Source organism: Pseudomonas sp. 1 R 17 (assembly GCF_900067035.1).
GTDB classification, from domain to species: Bacteria; Pseudomonadota; Gammaproteobacteria; order Pseudomonadales; family Pseudomonadaceae; genus Aquipseudomonas; species Aquipseudomonas marginalis.
In genome coordinates, this window is sequence record NZ_FKLB01000047.1 from 1 (window position 1) to 19,709 (window position 19,709).

9 protein-coding genes are annotated in these 19,709 nt (G+C 63.2%); 3 read left to right on the plus strand and 6 right to left on the minus strand.

What is annotated here, in order from left to right:
* On the plus strand, positions 1-7,272 hold a 7,272-nt coding region (locus BFP99_RS16330; protein WP_141690789.1), incomplete at its 5' end, for a non-ribosomal peptide synthetase.
* A 505-nt stretch (positions 7,273-7,777) separates the two neighbouring features.
* Here BFP99_RS16330 and BFP99_RS16335 read toward each other — a convergent pair.
* Together BFP99_RS16335 and BFP99_RS16340 are read right to left on the minus strand one after the other, a co-directional pair.
* The gene (locus tag BFP99_RS16335; RefSeq protein ID WP_065947709.1) at positions 7,778-10,213 is read right to left on the minus strand and encodes a TonB-dependent siderophore receptor; all 2,436 of its coding nucleotides are present in this window, start codon (positions 10,211-10,213) and stop codon (positions 7,778-7,780) included.
* A 101-nt stretch (positions 10,214-10,314) separates the two neighbouring features.
* Positions 10,315-11,967, minus strand: a complete 1,653-nt coding sequence (locus BFP99_RS16340) for a cyclic peptide export ABC transporter (protein ID WP_065927970.1) — start codon at positions 11,965-11,967, stop codon at positions 10,315-10,317.
* Between the two features lie 200 nt (positions 11,968-12,167).
* Here BFP99_RS16340 and BFP99_RS16345 point away from each other — a divergent pair, with 200 nt between their 5' ends.
* On the plus strand, positions 12,168-12,998 hold the full coding sequence (locus tag BFP99_RS16345) for a N(5)-hydroxyornithine transformylase PvdF (RefSeq protein ID WP_065947710.1): 831 nt from the start codon (positions 12,168-12,170) through the stop codon (positions 12,996-12,998).
* Between the two features lie 122 nt (positions 12,999-13,120).
* On the opposite strand, the gene BFP99_RS16350 is transcribed toward BFP99_RS16345, so the two are convergent.
* Genes BFP99_RS16350 through pvdM form a run of 3 tightly spaced genes read right to left on the minus strand, consistent with a single transcriptional unit; the run spans position 13,121 to position 16,664 of the window.
* Positions 13,121-13,993, minus strand: coding sequence for a dihydropyoverdine dehydrogenase (locus tag BFP99_RS16350; RefSeq protein WP_065947711.1), 873 nt, complete (start codon positions 13,991-13,993; stop codon positions 13,121-13,123).
* 31 nt (positions 13,994-14,024) lie between these two features.
* Entirely contained in the window at positions 14,025-15,296 is a 1,272-nt protein-coding gene (locus BFP99_RS16355; RefSeq protein WP_065947712.1) for a pyoverdine-tailoring periplasmic protein PvdN, read from the minus strand.
* An 18-nt stretch (positions 15,297-15,314) separates the two neighbouring features.
* Complete coding sequence (gene pvdM / locus BFP99_RS16360) at positions 15,315-16,664, minus strand: pyoverdine-tailoring dipeptidase-like protein PvdM (RefSeq protein ID WP_065947713.1); 1,350 nt, start codon at positions 16,662-16,664, stop codon at positions 15,315-15,317.
* Between the two features lie 142 nt (positions 16,665-16,806).
* Here pvdM and BFP99_RS16365 point away from each other — a divergent pair, with 142 nt between their 5' ends.
* Positions 16,807-18,438: a pyoverdine maturation tyrosinase PvdP gene (locus BFP99_RS16365; RefSeq protein ID WP_065947714.1), complete on the plus strand. Its 1,632-nt coding sequence runs from the start codon at positions 16,807-16,809 to the stop codon at positions 18,436-18,438.
* Here the strand turns inward: BFP99_RS16365 and BFP99_RS16370 are convergent.
* On the minus strand, positions 18,374-19,657 hold the full coding sequence (locus BFP99_RS16370; protein ID WP_256098161.1) for a methionine gamma-lyase: 1,284 nt from the start codon (positions 19,655-19,657) through the stop codon (positions 18,374-18,376). The two genes, BFP99_RS16365 and BFP99_RS16370, sit on opposite strands and share 65 nt — an antisense overlap.
* Between the last annotated feature and the right edge of the window lie 52 nt (positions 19,658-19,709).

Here is a 19,709-nt window from a genome sequence, read left to right on the forward strand (position 1 = left end):
TGGCAAAACCTGTTGCAGGCGATGGTTGCCGACCAACAGCAATCCATCAGCCAACTCAACCTGCTGGGCCAGGATGAGCAACGACACATCCTGCAGCTGTGGAACCAGACTGACGCCGGCTTCTCGGCCGAGCGTCTGGTACACGAAATGGTTGCCGACCGCGCCGCCGAAAACCACGCTGCGGTGGCGGTCAAGTTCGATGCGCAAACCCTGAGTTATGGCGAGCTGGACCGCCAGGCCAACCGCCTGGCCCATGCCCTGATCGCCCGTGGCATCGGCCCCGAAGTGCGCGTGGCAATTGCCATGCCGCGCAGTGCCGAGAGCCTGGTGGCGTTCCTCGCGGTGATGAAAGCCGGCGGTGTGTATGTGCCGCTGGATATCGAGTACCCGCGTGATCGCCTGCTGTACATGATGCAGGACAGCCGTGCGAAGTTGCTGCTGACCCACACCAGTGCGTTGCCGCAACTGCCGATTCCCGAGGGCCTGGACAGCCTGGCCATCGATCGCACCGAGGCGTGGGCCGACTACAGCGACACCGCGCCGGAGGTAAAACTGCACGGCGACAACCTTGCCTACGTGATCTACACCTCCGGCTCCACCGGCCTGCCCAAGGGCGTGGCGGTGTCCCATGGGCCGTTGGTGGCGCACATCATCGCCACCGGCGAGCGTTATGAAACATCGCCGGCCGATTGCGAACTGCACTTCATGTCGTTCGCCTTCGACGGCTCCCACGAAGGCTGGATGCACCCGCTGATCAACGGCGCCAGCGTGCTGGTCCGTGACGACAGCCTGTGGTTGCCCGAGTACACCTACGCGCAGATGCACCGTCACAACGTGACCATGGCGGTGTTCCCGCCGGTGTACCTGCAACAACTGGCCGAGCATGCCGAGCGCGACGGTAATCCACCGAAAGTGCGTGTGTACTGCTTTGGCGGCGATGCGGTGGCGCAAGCCAGCTACGACCTGGCCTGGCGCGCGCTCAAGCCGACCTACCTGTTCAACGGCTACGGCCCGACCGAAACCGTGGTCACGCCGTTGCTGTGGAAAGCGCGCAAGGGCGACCCCTGCGGCGCCGTGTATGCACCGATTGGTACGCTATTGGGCAACCGCAGCGGCTACGTGCTGGACGCGCAACTCAACCTGCAACCCATCGGCGTCGCCGGTGAGCTGTACCTGGGCGGCGAGGGCGTGGCCCGTGGATACCTGGAACGTCCGGCGCTGACCGCCGAACGCTTCGTGCCGGACCCGTTCGGCAAGCCGGGCAGTCGCGTGTATCGCAGCGGCGACCTGACCCGTGGCCGCCCGGATGGCGTGGTGGATTACCTCGGGCGTGTCGACCACCAGGTGAAGATCCGTGGTTTCCGCATCGAACTGGGGGAAATCGAAGCGCGCTTGCGTGAGCAGGACGGTGTCGGTGAAACCGTGGTGGTGGCCCAGGACGGCCCGACCGGCAAACGGCTGGTAGCCTACGTGGTGCCGGCCGACGCCAGCCTGGTCAACGAAGCCGAATTCCGCGACCACCTGCGCCGTGCCCTGAAAACCCGCCTGCCGGATTACATGGTACCAACGTACTTCATGTTCCTGGCGCAAATGCCGCTGACCCCCAACGGCAAGCTCGACCGCAAGGGCCTGCCGCAACCGGATGCGAGCCTGTTGCAACAGGCTTACGTGGCCCCGCAGAGCGAGCTGGAACAACAGCTCGCGACGATCTGGGCCGAGGTGCTGCGCCTGCCGCAAGTGGGCCTGAACGACAACTTCTTTGAGCTGGGTGGTGATTCGATCATCTCGATCCAGGTGGTCAGCCGTGCTCGCCAGGCGGGTATTCGGTTCACGCCCAAGGACCTGTTCCAGCACCAGACCGTACAAAGCCTGGCCGGTGTCGCGCGCCAAGGCGTCGAAGGCGTGACGATCAGCCAGGCCGCGCTCAGTGGCGAAACCTTGCTGCTGCCTATCCAGCAAGCGTTCTTCGCCGATGAGATCGCCGAGCGTCATCACTGGAACCAATCGGTGGTATTGCAACCCCATGAACACCTCGACGCCACGACGCTGACCCAGGCCTTGCAGGCGTTGATCGTGCATCACGATGCGTTGCGTTCGCAGTTCGTTGACGGTGCGGGTGGCTGGCAGGGCGTCTATCGCGGTGCCGAACAGCACCAGGCCGACGCCGTGCTGTGGCACCGCACGCTGCAGGACATCGACGAACTCGCGGCCTTGGGTGAAGAGGCACAACGCAGCCTGGACCTGGGCCACGGCCCGCTGATACGGGCGGTACTGGTCGAGTTGGACGGTGGAGCACAGCGCTTGCTGTTGGTGATCCACCACCTGGTGGTGGATGGTGTGTCGTGGCGGATCCTGCTGGAGGACCTGCAAACGGCTTACCGTCAGCTCGCCCGTGGCGTTGCCGTGGTATTGCCGGTCAAGACCAGTTCCACCCGCGACTGGGCACACCGACTGCAGCAGTACGCCCAGGGCGATGCGCTGACCGGCGAACTGGCATGGTGGCAAGCGCAGTTGCACGACGCCGAGATCGACCTGCCAGCTGCCAGACCGGGTGCCAGCTTGAGCAACCGGCATGCCGGCAGTGCGACCACGCACCTGGACAGCACTCACACCCGGCGTCTGTTGCAGGATGCACCGGCGGCCTATCGCACCCAGATCAACGATGTGTTGCTGACCGCCCTGGCCCGGGTGATCGGGCGCTGGACCGGCCATGCGTCGACCCTGATCCGTTTGGAAGGCCATGGCCGCGAAGACCTGTTCGACGATATCGACCTGACCCGTACCGTCGGCTGGTTCACCAGTCTCTACCCGGTCAAACTGACGCCGGCCCTGACCCTGACGGACTCGTTGAAGGGGATCAAGGAGCAACTGCGCGCCATTCCCGACAAAGGCATCGGCTTTGGTGCCTTGCGTTACCTGGGACAACCGCAGGTTCGCGAAGCCCTGGCGCGCTTGCCGCAGCCACGCATTACCTTCAACTACCTGGGCCAGTTCGATGCCAGTTTTGATGACAGCGAGGAGCCGGGCCTGTTTGCGCCTTCCGGTGACGCTGCAGGGGCCGATCAAAGCCCTGAGGCATCCTTGGGCAATTGGTTGGAAATCAACGGCCAGGTGTATGGCGGCGAATTGAACCTGACCTGGAGCTTCAGCCAGCAGATGTTCGACCCGGCCAGCATCCAACAATTGGCCGATGACTATGCCCAGGAACTCAAGGCACTGATCGCGCATTGCTGCCAGCCTGAAAACACCGGTGCCACGCCGTCGGACTTCCCATTGGCGCGCTTGAGCCAGGCACAGTTGGATGGCCTGTCGTTGCCGTTGAGCCGGGTCGAGGACATTTACCCGTTGTCACCGATGCAACAGGGCATGCTGTTCCAATCCTTGTATGGGCAGGGTTCCGGCGACTACATCAACCAGATGCGCGTCGATGTGCAAGGGCTGGATGTAAGCAGGTTCCAGGCGGCCTGGCAGGTTGCCGTGGAACATCACGATATCCTGCGCACGGCGTTTCTCTGGCAGACCGAGCTGGAGCAGCCGTTGCAAGTGGTCTACAAGACGGTGCGGGTGCCTTTGCTCGAACACGACTGGCAGCACCGCGCGGACCGCGCGGAAGCACTCGACGCACTGGCCGAAGCCGCCCGGGCCGAAGGCTTTGTGCTTGAGCAGGCCCCATTGTTGAGCCTGGTGGTGGTGCGTACCGGTGCCGACAGCCATCATCTGATTTACACCAACCACCACATCCTGATGGATGGCTGGAGTTCATCGCAGTTGTTCGGCGAGGTGCTGCAGCAGTACGCCGGTGAGGTGTTGCGCGCGCCGAACGGGCGTTACCGTGACTACATCGCCTGGCTGCAGGCACAGGACCCGGTCACCAGCGAAACCTTCTGGAAGGCGCAGCTGGCGGGGCTGCAGGAACCTACCCGGCTGTCGCGCGGTGCCAGGCGCGAGCAGGGTGTGTCCCAGGTCAACGGCATTCACCGGCTGGTACTGGAGCAGTCGGCCACCGAGCAGCTCAAGGCCTTTGCCCAGCGGCACAAGGTCACCTTCAATACCCTGGTGCAAAGTGCCTGGCTCCTGCTGTTGCAACGGCATACCGGCCTGGACACCGTAGCGTTCGGTGCGACGGTGGCGGGACGTCCGGCCGAGTTGCCGGGCATCGAGCAGCAGGTCGGTTTGTTTATCAACACCTTGCCAGTGGTGGCGACGCCGAGCCCGCAGCTGAGCGTGGACGCCTGGCTGCAGCAGGTGCAGGGGCAAAACCTGCGTCTGCGCGAGCAAGAGCACACGCCGTTGTTCGACATCCAGCGATGGGCCGGGCTCGGTGGCGAAGCGCTGTTCGACAGCATCCTGGTGTTCGAGAACTACCCGGTGTCGGCGGCGTTGGAGCAGGGCGCCCCGGCGGGCCTGCGTTTCGGCGCGATGGACAGCCTGGAGCAGACGCACTATCCCTTGACCGTATTGCTGGCCATGGGTGAACGCCTGGCCGTGGAGTTCAACTACGACCCGGCTGCGTTCGGCGAGCAGGACATCGTCCATCTGGCCGAGCACTTCGAGCAGGTGTTGCAGGCACTCACTCTTGCGCAGGTGGAGCGCCTGGCGGACCTGCCATCCCTGCCGCAGACACAGCGCAAGGTGATCGTCGAGGACTGGAATGCGACGGCGCGCGAGTACCCGCTGCCGCGCGGTGTGCACCAATTGATCGAAGATCAGGTCGCCCTGACGCCGCAGGCTCCCGCCCTGGCATTTGGCACGCAGCGGCTGAGCTACGCCGAGTTGAACCGCCGCGCCAACCGCCTGGCCCATCGTTTGCTCGAAGCCGGCGTAGGCCCGGACGTGCTGGTCGGCCTGGCGGTGGAGCGTTCCATCGAAATGGTCGTCGGCCTGCTCGCGGTGCTCAAGGCCGGTGGCGCCTATGTGCCGCTGGACCCGGAATACCCGCGTGAGCGCCTGGCCTACATGCTGGACGACAGCGGCGTGAAACTGCTGCTGACCCAAGCCCATTTGCTTGAGCAATTGCCGATTACCCAAGGCCTGGAAACCCTGGTGCTGGGCGACGCCGGGTGCGAAGGCTACAGCGACGCGAACCCGGGCGTCGCCCTGGACGGCGAAAACCTCGCCTACGTGATCTACACCTCGGGTTCCACCGGGCAACCCAAAGGCGCGGGCAACCGCCATTGCGCACTGACCAACCGCCTGTGCTGGATGCAGGAGGCCTACGCGCTGGATGCCCGCGATACCGTGTTGCAGAAAACCCCGTTCAGTTTCGACGTCTCGGTGTGGGAGTTCTTCTGGCCGCTGATGACCGGCGCACGCCTGGTGGTCGCCGCACCGGGGGACCATCGCGACCCTGACAAACTGGTCGGCCTGATCACGCGTGAACAGGTCACCACACTGCATTTTGTGCCGTCGATGCTGCAAGCGTTCCTGCAGGATTCGAACGTGTCTTCCTGCGTCAGCCTGCAGCGCATTGTGTGCAGTGGCGAGGCGTTGCCGGTGGATGCGCAACAGCAAGTGTTCGCCAAACTGCCGCACACCGCGCTTTACAACCTGTACGGCCCGACCGAAGCGGCCATCGACGTGACCCACTGGACGTGCGTGGATGAAGGCCGCGACGCAGTGCCGATCGGCAAGCCGATTGCCAACCTGGGCTGCTATGTCCTGGACAGCCATTTCGAGCCGGTACCGGCCGGCGTGCTGGGTGAGCTGTTCCTGGGCGGCGTGGGCCTGGCGCGCGGTTATCACCGGCGCCCGGGCTTGACCGCCGAGCGCTTTATCGCGCATCCGTTCATCAAGGGTGAGCGCCTCTACCGTACTGGAGACCTGGCGCGCTACCGCCCTGACGGTGTGATCGAATACGCCGGGCGTATCGACCATCAGGTCAAACTGCGCGGCTTGCGTATCGAGCTGGGTGAAATCGAAGCACGCCTGCTGGAGCACGAATCGGTGCGCGAGGCGGCGGTGCTGGCGGTGGACGGCAAGCACCTGGTGGGTTACCTGGTCTTGCAGGCGCAGGGCGAGGGCTGGCGTGAAACCCTCAGTGCACACTTGGCTGTGCAGTTGCCGGATTACATGGTGCCGACGCAATGGTTGCTGCTGGAACAGATGCCCCTGAGCCCCAACGGCAAGCTGGACCGCAAGGCATTGCCGAAACCGGACACGCAGTCGACCCAGCGGTTTGAAGCACCACGGACCGAGCTTGAACAGAAAGTCGCCGCGATCTGGGCCGATGTGCTCGGTGTGGAACACGTCGGGTTGAATGACAACTTCTTTGAATTGGGCGGCCATTCGCTGTTGGTGCTGATGCTCAAGGAGCGGATTCGCAAGGCCAGCGGCATCGGCCTTTCGGTCAGCCAGTTGATGCTCAACCCGACCGTACGCGCGCAGGTCGGCTGTCTCGCAGGCATCACTCGCCGCTCGCTGCTGGTGCCGCTTAACAGCCGCACCGAAGGCACGCCGCTCTATCTGTTCCACCCCAGCTACGGTTCGGTGCATTGCTACAAGGCCATCGCCCTGGCGTTGCGTGAGCAGCGGCCGGTGGTCGGGGTGATCTGCCGTGCGTTGGCCGAGGAGGGCGCCGAAGTGCCGGCCTGGTCCAGCATGGTCGAGGATTACTCCGCGCAATTGCTGGAAGCCCAGCCCGAAGGGGCCTTCCGCCTGGCGGGCTGGTCGTTGGGCGGCAACCTGGCGGTAGAGGTTGCCTATCACCTGGAACAGGCGGGCCGACAGGTGGAGTTTGTCGGTTGGATCGATTCGTCGCCGCCGCGCTGGCTCACCCCGTACTGGGAAGCGGCAATCGTGACCGACGACAGCGAGATATCCGACAACGAACGGCGCGTGGACTTGCTCGGGGTGATGTTCCCGGCGTTTGCAGAGGCTGTCCATGCCACCTGGCAGGACGTGCAGGCCACCCACGCCGATGCAGGCACGCAATGGGCACGCTTCGTCGAATGGGCCGAGGCCACCCTGGGTGACGCCTTCCTCGACATCAGGCAAGCGCTGTTGGAGGGCAACGAAGCGCAGGTGTCCTGGGACGTCGACCGTACGTTGGTCAAGCGCATGGAGCAGGCTGACTTCAAGCCACTCAAGGCGCCTGTCAGTTGCTGGTGGGCCGCCATGAGCCGGGCCGGTCAGCACCGGGCGTTGATCGAAGCCAGCATGCAGCGGGTGATTGGCGAGGGCTGTGTGGTGCGGTCGGTGGTGATTGAGGTGGACCATGAGCGCATCATCGACAACGCTGAATTTGTACGCAGCCTGGTGACGGCCATGGCGTAACCGTCACTTGGGCAGAAAGCCCCGGCTCACGTGGTGTGAACCGGGGCTTTTTTGTGGTGCGCCAGGCATGGCGCGTAGCGCCGTGACTGGCGCTGTTTAGCTCACTGTGGTGGTGAGCCAAACGACTTGGAGGTGCAAGTCCTCTACACACCCGGCAAGGGGAAGTGCTAGCCAGAGGCAAGGGTGTTGCGGGTGACTGCGAATCTGAAGGAAGCCCGAGGCAAAATGCTGGCCTGACGAACAGGAAGCGGATGAGGCGGCGCAGCGGGGTAAGACGGCCACAATCGTCAAAGCCCAATACTTGCACGGATCGCTGTGACGTATATCCGCATAACCTGAACCGCCGTATACGGAACCGTACGTACGGTGGTGTGAGAGGACGGCGGCTGTGAGGCCGCCTCCTACTCGATGGTGGGTTATGGGGGGAGGGCGGTGAAGCATCGCCCATAAAAAACACCCTGGGCAGGCGGGCTGCGCAGGGTGTCTGGAGGTTGCCGGGGTTAGATCAGAAGTCCCAGCGGGTCGACAGCATCACGTTGCGCGGGTCGCCCGAGTAGGACGACGTGTAGAAGCCGATGTTGGTGTAGTAGCGCTTGTCGAACACGTTGTTGACGTTGATCGAGGCGGAGAGGTTCTTGCTGATCTGGTAGCGCGCCATGGCGTCGACCAGCCAGTACGGGTCTTGAGAGAACCGCTGGGTGACACTCTTGCCGCGGTTGTAGACATCCTGCCACGCCTCACCTTGCCAGCGCGCGCCGCCGCCGAGGGTGAGCTTGTCGAGGGCGCCGGTCAGCTTGTAGCTGGTGTAGAAATTGAGCTGGTCCTGAGGTTCCCAGGTGGAGAACTTCTTGCCATCGTCATCGCGGATCACCTTGTGGGTGTAGCCCGCCTGCACCTGCCAGCCTGGCAGCAGCTCACCGGAAATCTCGGCTTCATAGCCCTTGGTCTTGGCCTGGACGCCCATGTAGGCCCACTCGACAGGCGAGTTGGCCGGCATATTGTTGTTGTACTCGGTGTCTTCCTCGGCGCGATTGGACTCATGAATCTCGAAGTAGGCAAGGCTGGCATTCAGGCGGCCGTCATAGAACTCACCCTTCACACCCAGTTCATAGTTTTCGCCTTCGTCAGGCTCGACCATCTTGTTGTTGCGGTCGGGTCGCAGCTGCTGCGGCATGAAGATCGAGGTATAGCTGCCGTACACCGAGAAGTTTTTATTAAGGTCGTACACCACGCCCGCATACGGGATGAGTTTGCCGGTCTCGCGCGAGTCGTTGGTGCCGGTCAGCCGATAGTCGGTCAGGCGCGAACCAAGCAACAGGGACAGGTCGTCAGTGAGGCTCAGGCGTGTCGAGAAGTAGACCGCTGCCTGGCGGGTGATGTCGTCTTTCTCGGTAGCGCGGCCCCAATCCGGCTCCAGGCTGTCGCCGTCCCATGAATAAAGAGGGAAGTCATTACTGTCCTTATAGGTCGCACTGTAATAGTCGTTGCCTTCCCAGTGCGAACGCGAAACCGATGCCCCCACCACCAACTGGTGCTCGCGACCGCCCAGGCTGAACGGCCCGGAGAGATAGAAGTCGCCGTTATTACTGATGGTCTTGCCAGTGTACTTGGCGGCATACACCGAGGCTCTGTCGGTGGAATTTTGCTTTGGAGAAGCGTAACCCAGCGGTGCGTTATAGCCATTGAGCTGGTTGCTGTAGTTGGCCTTGGCGATCCAGCCGTTATCCAGGGCGTGTTCCAGGGTGGCGAAAACGCTGCGGCTGTATTGCCCCCAGCTGCTCCACTTCGGGCCATTGTTGTAGCCACGGTCAAAGCTGATCTCGTTACCCACGCCATCAAACAACGAGCGGCTGCCGGACCAACTCGAACCCTTGGGGTCGCTATCCTGATAGTCGGCGCCGATGGTCAGCAGGGTGTCCGGCGACAGGTCGAATTCGAGGATGCCGTAGTAGACATTGGTCTTGCGTTCATAGTGGTCGATGAATGAATGCTTGTCCTGGTATACCGCCACGGCACGCCCGCGCACGTTGCCGCTTTCGGTCAGCGGGCCGCTCACGTCCAGCTCCGAGCGGTAGTTGTCCCACGAGCCGGCGCCCAGGCCCACATGCCCCTGGAACTCGGCAGTGGGCTTCTTGCGCACCAGGTTGATGGTGCCGCCCGGGCCGCCGGCGCCGGTCATCAGGCCGGTGGTGCCCTTGAGGATTTCGACACGGTCGTAGATCGCCATGTCGCTCAGGGTCTGGCCGGCCGAGTAACCTTCGTTGCGGGTGGTCGGCACGCCGTCGTACTGGAAGTTCTGGATCGGGAAACCCCGGGAATAATAGTTGGTGCGCTCGCTGTCGAAGGTCGAGACGGTGATGCCCGGTGTGTGGCGCATCACGTCGTCGATGCCGTTCAAGCCGAAGTCATCCATGGTCTGGCGGGTGACCACGGAAATCGACTGGGGCGTCTCGCGCGGTGTCAGCACCATCTTGGTGGCGGTGGCGATGGTGCCTGGTGTGTAGGAGCCGGAACCTTCGGTGATGGTGCCCAGTTGGTTGGCGTTGATCTGGGTGGCGCCAAGCTCGAGGGCGTCGCTACCGGAGCCGGGCGCGTTGATGATCATCGAGCTGCCTTGCAGGCTGTAGCTGACGCCGGTCCCTCCCAGCATTTGCTCGATAGCCCGTACCGGGTCCATCTTGCCGCTGACCGCCACGCTGTGCTTGTTTTGCACGGTTTCCGGGCTGTACAGGATTTGCAGGTTGGTCTGTTGGCCAAATACCTGCAGTGCAGTACTCAACGGCTGCGCGGGGATGTTCAATTCGAACTCTTGCGCCTGCACATAACTCGCCATCGACAGGCTGGCCGCCAGGGCCAGGCTATTGGGCAGAGCGTTGAATTTCAGGGCCCGCCGCATGGAAAGTGCGGTGCTCAATGGGCTGAGGGCAAGCCGTACTGGCATGGTGTTGTTTCTCTTTTTTAAGTGTTGGCAGATGGGTACTTAATGCGGTTAATTCTCATTGCTGCATATGAGACGTTCGCACTCGCATAAACCGGAAAAAATTATGCGGGCTCCAACTCCGCAACGACTTTCCCTGCACTCAAGCGCACCAACTGGTCGGCGATATCGAAGTAGCGGTCGTCGTGACTGATCACGATGATGGTCTTGCCCAGGCGCTTGAGGTCCGGCAGCAGCTCGGTATAGAACACGCGGCGGAAGGCCGGGTCCTGGTCGGCGGCCCATTCGTCGAACACCAGCACCGGGCGCTCTTCCAGCCAGGCATTGACCAGTGCCAGGCGCTTGCGCTGGCCGGTGGAGAGGTCGGTGGTGCTGAATACGCCGTCCTTGACGCTGACCTTGTGCGCGATTTCCAGGCGCTCCAGGTACTTGGCGGCGCTGTCCAGCGACTGGGTGGCGCTGCCCTGGACCAGGTCGTCGAACAGGTAGTAGTCGGCGAACACCGTGGTGAACAGCTGGCGATAGTCATCGCGCGCCGGGTCGGTCACCGTTTCGCCATTGAGGCGGATTTCCCCGGCCTCGGGTTGATACAGGCCCAGCAGCAGCTTGATCAGGGTGGTCTTGCCGCAGCCGTTCTCGCCAACGATAAACACGATATCACCCTGCTTGATGCTCAGGTTGATCGGCCCCAGGTGGAACGGCTGGCTGCCTTCCACCGGCGGCGGGCTGTAGCTCACGCCGCGCAACTCCAGGCTGTGCACCACCGGTGTCGGCGCTTCGCTGCCGTCCATCAGCAGGTGTGGTTCGGGGGAAGAGAAGCGTTCGGACAGTTCGGTGATGCGCGCAAACGCAATGCGCGCCTTGCCGATGATCGGCAGGTAACCCACCACGTGTTCCAGCGGGCCCTTCATGTACAGCAACACCAGCACAAAACCGGTGATCACCGCCGGGTCCGGGTTCGGGTTGTAGGCCTGCATCGCCAGCGCCAGGCCGATGACCACAAAGAACAGCATCGAGCCGAAGGTCTTGGCGACGATATAGATGTTCACCGAACGCACCTGGATATCGCTGATACGGTCGGCGGTTTCCTGGATGCGGTGGGTGTTCATGCGGTAGCGGCGGGGCCGGTGGATGCGCAACTCCTTGGCGCCGGAAGCGATTGCCGAGTAGTAGCGTTGCAACTCGTCTTCCTGGTCGCGGGCCTCGTCGAAGCCGCGAATGCCCTTGGCGCCGGCGATGAACTGCACGCTGCTGCCGATGATGATCGCCACCACCATCATCAGGAACATCGGCACCGACAGGTACGCCAGGTACCCCAGGCAGCCCAGGGTCACGGTGGTGGCGATGGCCAGCGGGGTGAAGGCAAAGGAGAAGTCGCTGATGGTGTCGACGTCGTGGGTCAGCACCGGGATCAGGCGGTGGGAGCGATACTGCTCGATCTGCTCGATGGGCGCCGACAGCACCTTTTCGCCGAGATCCTTGCGCAGGGCGGCGATGATCCGCTGGCCCACGTAGTTGGTGCCGATATCGGAGACGATCGAACTGGTCAGCGCCAGCACGCACAGCGCAGCAAAGCTCAGGATCACGCCCTGGGTCATACCCGTGGAAGAGTGCAGCGCGTTGTTGATGGTCGCCAGCAACAGCGTGATGGCCAGGCCGCCGGCCATGCCCAGGGCGATGGAGACCGTCACGATGGTGCGAAACGGCCTGAGCAATGCAAGCAAACCTTTGAAGGCGCCGCGCTTGGGGTCGGTCATAAGTACTTCCCGGAAAGTGAAAAAGAGGGGGCTGGGCACACAGACCCTTACCCATGACAAACGAAGTGTTGGCGCGACGATTTAGCTCGGTGTGCCCGGCGGTGCGGTTGGTGGATAAATTGACCGGCATCTGGTTCGTTCTTGTGGTGTAGGCGCACGCGTATTGGCGCGTGCCTGATCTATCCAGCGAGAGCGAAACAATGACGAAAAAGAATCTGGTGTACGTGTGGTCCCTGCGCAATGCCGCTGCCGACAAGGCCGGCCAGCCGGTGGCCTACAAGGACCACGAGCGCTACATGAAGTCGGTGCTGGAGTTTCTGGTGGGGTCGCTCAACGACACGTCACTGGGCGAGGCCTATAACCTGGTGGGCGTGGTGTATGACGACGATGAGCAGAACCCGCGGGACCAGCAGTTGGTGGCCGACTACGGCTTTGCCTATAAGCCCGGTCGCCAGTGGCTGTACCCGGCCGACCTGCGGGTGCAGGGGCGCCTGGTCAACGATCTGCTGCTGAGCGTGCCGTCCACCTATCGGCGCCTGCCTCGGGGCAGCGCGGAACACGTCGCTGGCAAGCAGGATTTCGAACGGCGCCTGCACGACACCCTGGTGGAGTTGAAGGCCGATATCGTGGTGCTGGACGGCCTGCTGGTGATCCTCGATGAACTGGTGCGTCCGGGCGCACCGTTTGCGCGTCGGATCATGAACATTCACCCCGGTATTACCCGTATCGAATCGCCCTATGAGCGCCGTGGGGCCTACGCCACCTGGAATGCCTTGTACGGTGCCCGCGGACAAGCCGTGGTGGATTGGGCGACCAAGCAGACGCAGCCGTGTGAACCGCTGTACCTCACCGGCGCCTCGTTCCACTACGTGGACAACGGCATCGACTCCGGCGAGGTGTTCCACGACGTACTCAAGACCGAGATCTCGCCGGACGACACCATCCTCGAACTGCGCTGGAACAACTTCAACAACAGCCTGTTCCCGGCGCTGCATGAAGGTTTGGAGTTGTTGGCGCAGAAGGGGGTCTAAGCCGCGCACGATTTGACTGTGGGAGGGGGCTTGCTCCCGATGACGGAGTATCAGTCAATGGCGATGTCGACTGCCGCACCCCATCGGGAGCAAGCCCCCTCCCACATTAAATCCCGTCAGCTTTAGAGATCGCGCACTACCCTGAAGCCAATCCAATCCCCCCGCGTTTGCGGGTAGATGTTGTTGCGGTTGCCCGAGCGTGAAAACACCGGCGCTTCGCCCCAGTCATTGCCACGAATCTGGTAGCCCTCGCAGTTCGGCTCCATCCACGCGCTGCCATCCGTCGGTGCGCCGACATAGTTGGGGTGCTCGCAGTCGGCCACCCGCTCATAGACATTGCCATGCATGTCGTACATGCCAAACGCATTCGGCGGGTAGCTGCCTACCGGCGAAGAATAGCTGTACCCGTCCGCCGGCCCGTAGGTGTTGGCATGCTTGGCGATGCTGTAGCCCTTGCCCTCGTCGAACGGGAATGGGAATGGTCCGGCGGAGCCGGCGCGCGCGGCGTATTCGCGCTGGGCCTCGCTGACCATGTGGTACTGCTGGCCGGTTTTTTTCGACAGCCAGGCCACATAGTGCTTGATGTCGTCCATGTCCATGCACACCGCCGGCTGGCGCGGGCCCTGGGGATAGCGTGGCTTGCTGGCGATGCATTCGCGGCCGGGGCGGGTGTCGCCGTCGGCGATCTTCACTCCGGTCTGGCGGATATAGCTGTCCCATTCGCCGGCGGTGATGTGGAAGCGGCTCATGGCGAACGGCTTGGCGAAGGTCACGTCATGCATCGGGCCTTCGTCCGGCTCACGGCCGACTTCGTCTTCCGGCGTCCCCATGGTGAAGGTGCCGGCGGGCAGTACCACCATTTCCGGACAGTCCTTGCAGTCCTTGAACACTTTGCCCGGTTGCGGCGTGGCGGCCTGGGCCAGGCCCGGCAGCAGCGCGCCGCACAGGGCGGTCAGTGCCAGGGTCTTCAGGGGGTTGAGTCGCAGTGGCGTCATAGGGGCCTCTCGTGCAAAGGGAAAAGGCGCGTCACAACCGCTGGCTGAGCAGGGTCATGAAACGCTGGATTTCGTCGGAGTTGTTGAGCAGGCCGGGCGCCGTGCGGATCACCGGGCCGACGTCGCGGTCCACCGCGTCGATCACCACGCGGTTCTTCTGCATGTAGGCTGCCACCCGATCACTGTCCTGGCCCTTGACCCGGAAGAAGGTAAAGCCGGCAGACAGTTCTGGGCTGCGCGGCGTGACCAGTTCGATCTGCGGGTGCGCCAGCAATTGCTCCTTGAGTTCGGCGTTCAGTCCATGGATGCGCGCCTGGACCGGCGCCTTGCCCAGTTGCAGGTGCAGCTTGAAGGCCTCATCCGCCGCCCAGCGATGCTCGAAAGCGTGATAGCCGCCGGGGGTCATGATGGTGGCGAAGTCCTTGTCTTCGGAGAAGGTCGGCACCATGGGCGTGACGTAGGTGTTTTCAGGGTTGCGCGCACACACCAGCCCGGTACCGCGCGGACCGAACATCCATTTATGGGTGCCGGCGATAAAGAAGTCGCAATGCATGTCTGGGAAGTCGAGGTTTTCCACGCCGAAACCATGCACGCCATCCACCACATAGAGGAGGCGGTCCTTGTCATCGCGGTTGCGGTTGTGCGCCGCCACCAGCTTGCCGATCTCGCCGATGGGCAGTTTTACGCCGCTGCCGGACTGTACCCAGGTCATGCCCAGCACGCGGGTGTTGGGGCGGATATTACGCTGGATATTGGCCAGCACCTCGTCGGCAGAAACCTGGCTGGCCCGCTCGAACAGCTTGATCCGGCGAACCTGGGTGCCTTCCTTGAGCACGCGAAAATCCAGCACGTTCTGGGTCGCGTAATGCTCATGCACGGTGGTGAGGATTTCCTGGTCCGGGCGCACCTTGATGCCGCCATAGATCATCGCCAGGCCTTCGGAGGTGCTGCCGGTCAGGGCGATCTGCGCCGGGGTGGCCTTGAGGTAGCGGCCGGCCCATTCGCGTACCTGGCCTTCGCGCTTCCAGGTTTCCTCCAGGTCCCAGTCCATGGCAAGCCCTGGGTTGCGGTCGATCTGGGCGCGGTAACGCTCGATGGCCTCGCGTACCGGCCTGGGGTGCGAGGCCACCAGGAAGTTGGAGAAGTGCAGGTAATCCGGGTCCTGGTTGAACAGCTGCTTGAACACCGTCCATGGGGCATCCGTGGTGGTGGCAGCCAGTGCCTGCGGGATGAGTGCAGCGCCCAATGGCAGGCTGGCGGCGAATATCCCGGCCTGCTTGAGAAACGTACGGCGGTCAGTCATGGACTTGCTTCTAGGTGATTAGCGGTTGGCCAAGGGTTTGGCGGCTTTTTGTACCTGGTCCCAGACCCGCAGGAAGTTACCTCCCCACAGCTTGGCCATGTCGGCTTCGGAGTAGCCGCGCTGGATCAGTTCGGCGGTGACGTTGCGGATTTCGCCGACGTTGTTCCAGCCGTCGATGCCGCCGCCGTCGTTGAAGTCCGAAGCGATGCCGACGTGATCGATCCCGATCTTGCGCACGGTGTAGTCGACGGCGTCGCCCCAGTCCTTGAGCGTGGCCTTGGGTTCCTCCTCAAGAATCCCGTACAGCCCTTGGGCGTACTGGCCGAACTTCTGCTCCGGCCATGCCGCGATGATCGCGTCCCCCGGCATCAGGGCCATGGCCAGGTTGGGCAGCGGCGGCAGGTCGAAACGCGCGCGCAGGGTGTTGAGTTTGTCCTGGGTCGGCTGGCTCAGGGGGCGTATGTAGGCCGGGAAGCCCACCACCTGCACCACGCCGCCACTGTTCTTGATCAGTTGCAGTTCCTTGTCGCTGAGGTTGCGCGGGATGTCCACCGACGCGCGCGGTGCCGAGTGGGACGCCACCATCGGCGTGCGACTCAGCTGCGCGACTTGCTCCAGGGCCTTGGTCGACATCTGCGACACGTCAATGATCACCCCCAGGTCATTGAGGCGCTGCACCGCTTGCTTGCCGATGTCCGACAGGCCTTCGAGCGCATCGACGGAATCATTGAAAAACGGCAGTGGGCGCGATGAGTCGGACCAGGCGTTATTGCCGATATAACTGAAACCGAACATGCGCATGCCCCGGGCGGCCCACAGGTCCAGCTGATTCAGGTCATTGCCCAGCGGGTAGGCGTTGAGCATGCTGATAAAGATCGCGAACTTGCCTTCGCCATGCAGGCGTCGAAAGTCATCCGGGGTATAGGCGATGCCGACTTGATTGGGAAAGTCACGCACCATGCCGGAGATGATCTTGTAGCGCACCTCCTGCTCGTGGCGGGCTTCCTCGACAAAGCCGTCAGTAGGCTTGTGCGGGGCGTTGGGGCCATTCCAGATTTCCGGCCAGCCGAAGATCGTCAGGGCTGCGCCGGACAAGCGACCGCGTGCCGCCTTGGCCAGGTCGAACTGGCCGCTGCCGTCCTTGTCCGCCTCGTTGCCGGCGGTGCCAAAATCCATGGGAACGGTGATATGGCTGTCGAACGACAGCAAGCGGTCCTGCAGTTCATTGGCCTGCTTGATCACGGCCAATGGGTAGCCGGCATTGCCCTTGAACCAATGATCCCAGGCCAGGAAGCCTGCGCCGGCACCGATGGCCAGTGCCAGCGGCAAGCCGATGTACAGCGCCTTTTTCGAACGTGGTTTTGTCATTGCCATCTCAGTCAGTTGAGGCCTTCGCTATCAGGGAAGAACGAGTGGTGCGCGGGGAAATTTAGGCGGCACGGGCAGGGCGGTAAATTTCCCCGGCCTGCAAACGTTCTAGCTCTGATAAAGCCGTTTCCTAAGGTAGACAATGACCATCTCTCGACGTGGGTTCATCGCAGGCCTGGCGCTGACCGGCGCGGCTGTGCCTGCCGCCTTCTATGCCCATCGCGAGTTGACGCGCGAAGAAGAATTGCCCATCACTCCCGGCGAAGCCACCGTGGACCTGGCCGACACCGCCGGGCAGCACCTGGCCAACACCTTGCGCGGGGTGTGGAGCCTGCGCCTGGAAGGCCGCGACGCCGGCCTCAAGGGCCTGCCGCTGCAAGGCCTGGAACTGCTGCTCGACATCGCCCCCCGTGGCCGTGGCCTGCGCGGCTACCTGGACACCGCTGCCAACCTGCGCGGCGAAGGCGAACCGCGCTACCGCGTGCTCGGTGACCTGCTGACGGGCGAGGGCGCCTTGCTCTACTGGCGCCTGATCGACCGCGATGCCCTCGACGGCAGGCCCGCCTATGAGTTCAAGATGACCCTCGATGAAGTCTGGGCCGACTTCGCCAACGCCGGCAGCGGCACCCTCAGCGGGCACATCCTCGACCTGGATCGGCCCCTGGCCTTGACCGAACGTGACAACCGCTTTATCGCCCACAAACAGCTGTTTCCCGAAGCCCGCCAACGCATCGGCCTTAACCCGACCCTGCTGGCCTGGCTGATTGCTCCGGAGCACCGCCTGTTTCACCAGCTGTGGCACGCCACCCGTGACCAATGGCACAAACTCTCCGAAGAAAAACGCGACGCCCTGCGCGGCATCGGCTGGCAACCCGGCCCGCGCGGCAAGGAGCGTGACGCCCGTGGCAAACACAAAGACCGCAACGGCTCGGGCATCGATTTCTTCTTCATGCACCGGCATATGCTCGGCACCGCGCGTTCCATGCAGGATCTGCCCTCGTGGCCTGTATTCCCCGAACCGCAACCGGCGCTGGAGCGCGACCGCTTGGGTTTCCTGCGTTACTTCGACAACCACGACGGCTTCGCGCTGCCGCCCACCTGGTCGGAGCCGGATGACAGCGAATACACCCAGTGGGTCAGCGACATCAAGGCCGCCGAGACCTACCACAGCAACTTCCAGGTCTGGGAATCGCAGTACCGCGACCCGCGCTACCTGGCCAAACTGACCTTGGGCCAACTCGGCTCCGAAATGGAACTGGGCCTGCACGACTGGCTGCACATGCGCTGGGCCTCGGTGCCCCGCGACCCGTCCAACGGCGCGCCGGTACCCCTGGCCCGCGACCCGGCAGACTTTGCCCCTCGCTGGTACGCGGCAGAAAACGACTTCCTCGGCGACCCGTTTTCATCCCATGTAAACCCGGTGTTCTGGCACTTCCACGGCTGGATCGACGACCGTATCGAAGACTGGTACCGCGCCCACGAACGCTTCAACCCCGGCGAAGTCAGACGCCTGGACGTCAACGGCGTGGCCTGGTTCGCAGCGGGACGCTGGGTCGAAGTCGGCGACCCGTGGCTGGGCCCGGACACCCATGGCTGCAGCACCACCCCGGGGTTGCAGATGGGCAAGTCGATGGAGATGGACCCGGAGACCATGAAGCTCGCCTTGCGCATTACCTTTGGCGAGGACGAGCACCTGTTGCAGGGCCTGTTCAAGCGCGTGCCGAAGCGGCCTTGGTATGCGCGGCATTTGAAGGTGAAGGCGCGAGAGGCTTGAGCGTTTGGCGTGGCACGGTGCGGGTGCACTTGGCCAGCGCCTGCTGCACGTCCGCCAACAGGTCGGCGACGTCCTCAAGCCCCACCGATAAACGCACCAGGCCTTCGCTGATACCGTGATGCGCGCGTTCTTCAGGGGTGTAGGTGCTATGGGTCATGCTCGCCGGGTGCTGGGCCAGTGACTCGGCGTCGCCCAGGCTGACCGCGCGGGTGAACAGCTTGAGGGCATTCATGAAGCGTCGTCCGCTGTCGATCCCGCCCTTGAGTTCGAAGGCGATCATGCCGCCGGCCTGGCTCATCTGCCGCGCCGCCAATGCGTATTGCGCGAAGCTGCGCAGCCCCGGATACGTCACCCACTCCACGGCGGGATGCGCCTGCAAGGCTTCGGCCACGGCCTGGGCGTTGCTGCAATGGCGGTCCATGCGCAGGGCCAGGGTCTTGAGGCCGCGCATCAACAGGGACGCGTCTTGGGGCGACATCACCGCACCGGTCAAGTCCTTGAGGCCTTGCAGGCGAATGCGCTGGGCCAGGGCCTGGTTGCTCACGGCAATGCCGGCGGTGATGTCGCCATGGCCGCTGAGGTACTTGGTGGCCGAGTGCACCACCACATCGGCGCCCAGTTCCAGGGGCCGTTGCAGGTACGGCGTGCAGTAGGTGTTATCCACCACCACGGTCACGTTCGGCTGTTGATGGGCGAGGGCGGCCACGGCGGCGATGTCCACCAGTTGCAGGGTGGGGTTGGCCGGGGTTTCGCAGTAGACCATGCGGGTGGCGGGGCTGAGTGCCGCTTGCAGGGCCGCCAGGTCGGTGAGGTCCACGTGACGCACCTTGATGCCGAATTCGCCGATACCGTGATGCAGCAGGGCGAAGGTGCAGCCGTAGAGCGTCTGGCTGACGATCACCTCATCGCCTGGGCGCAGCAGGGTCCAGAACGTCGCGGCAATCGCGCCCATGCCCGAACTGAACGCCACCGCCGCTTCGCCGTTTTCCAGGCTGGCCATGCGGGACTCCAGCAGCGCCAGGGTCGGGTTGGAAATGCGCGTATAGAAATGGCCGCCGGCCTCACCGGCAAAACAGGCGGCGCCGTATTCGGCAGTGGGAAAGGCAAACGTGGCCGACAGGTAGATCGGCGGCACGAGTGCGCCGTGGTGGTCCTTGGGGTCGTAGCCGTGGTGGATGGCACGGGTGGAAAAGCCGAATGCATTGTGTTTAGTGTTCATGTCGGGCGCTCCTTATTTCCTACAATGCTATGCTTATAACTACGGCTGGATT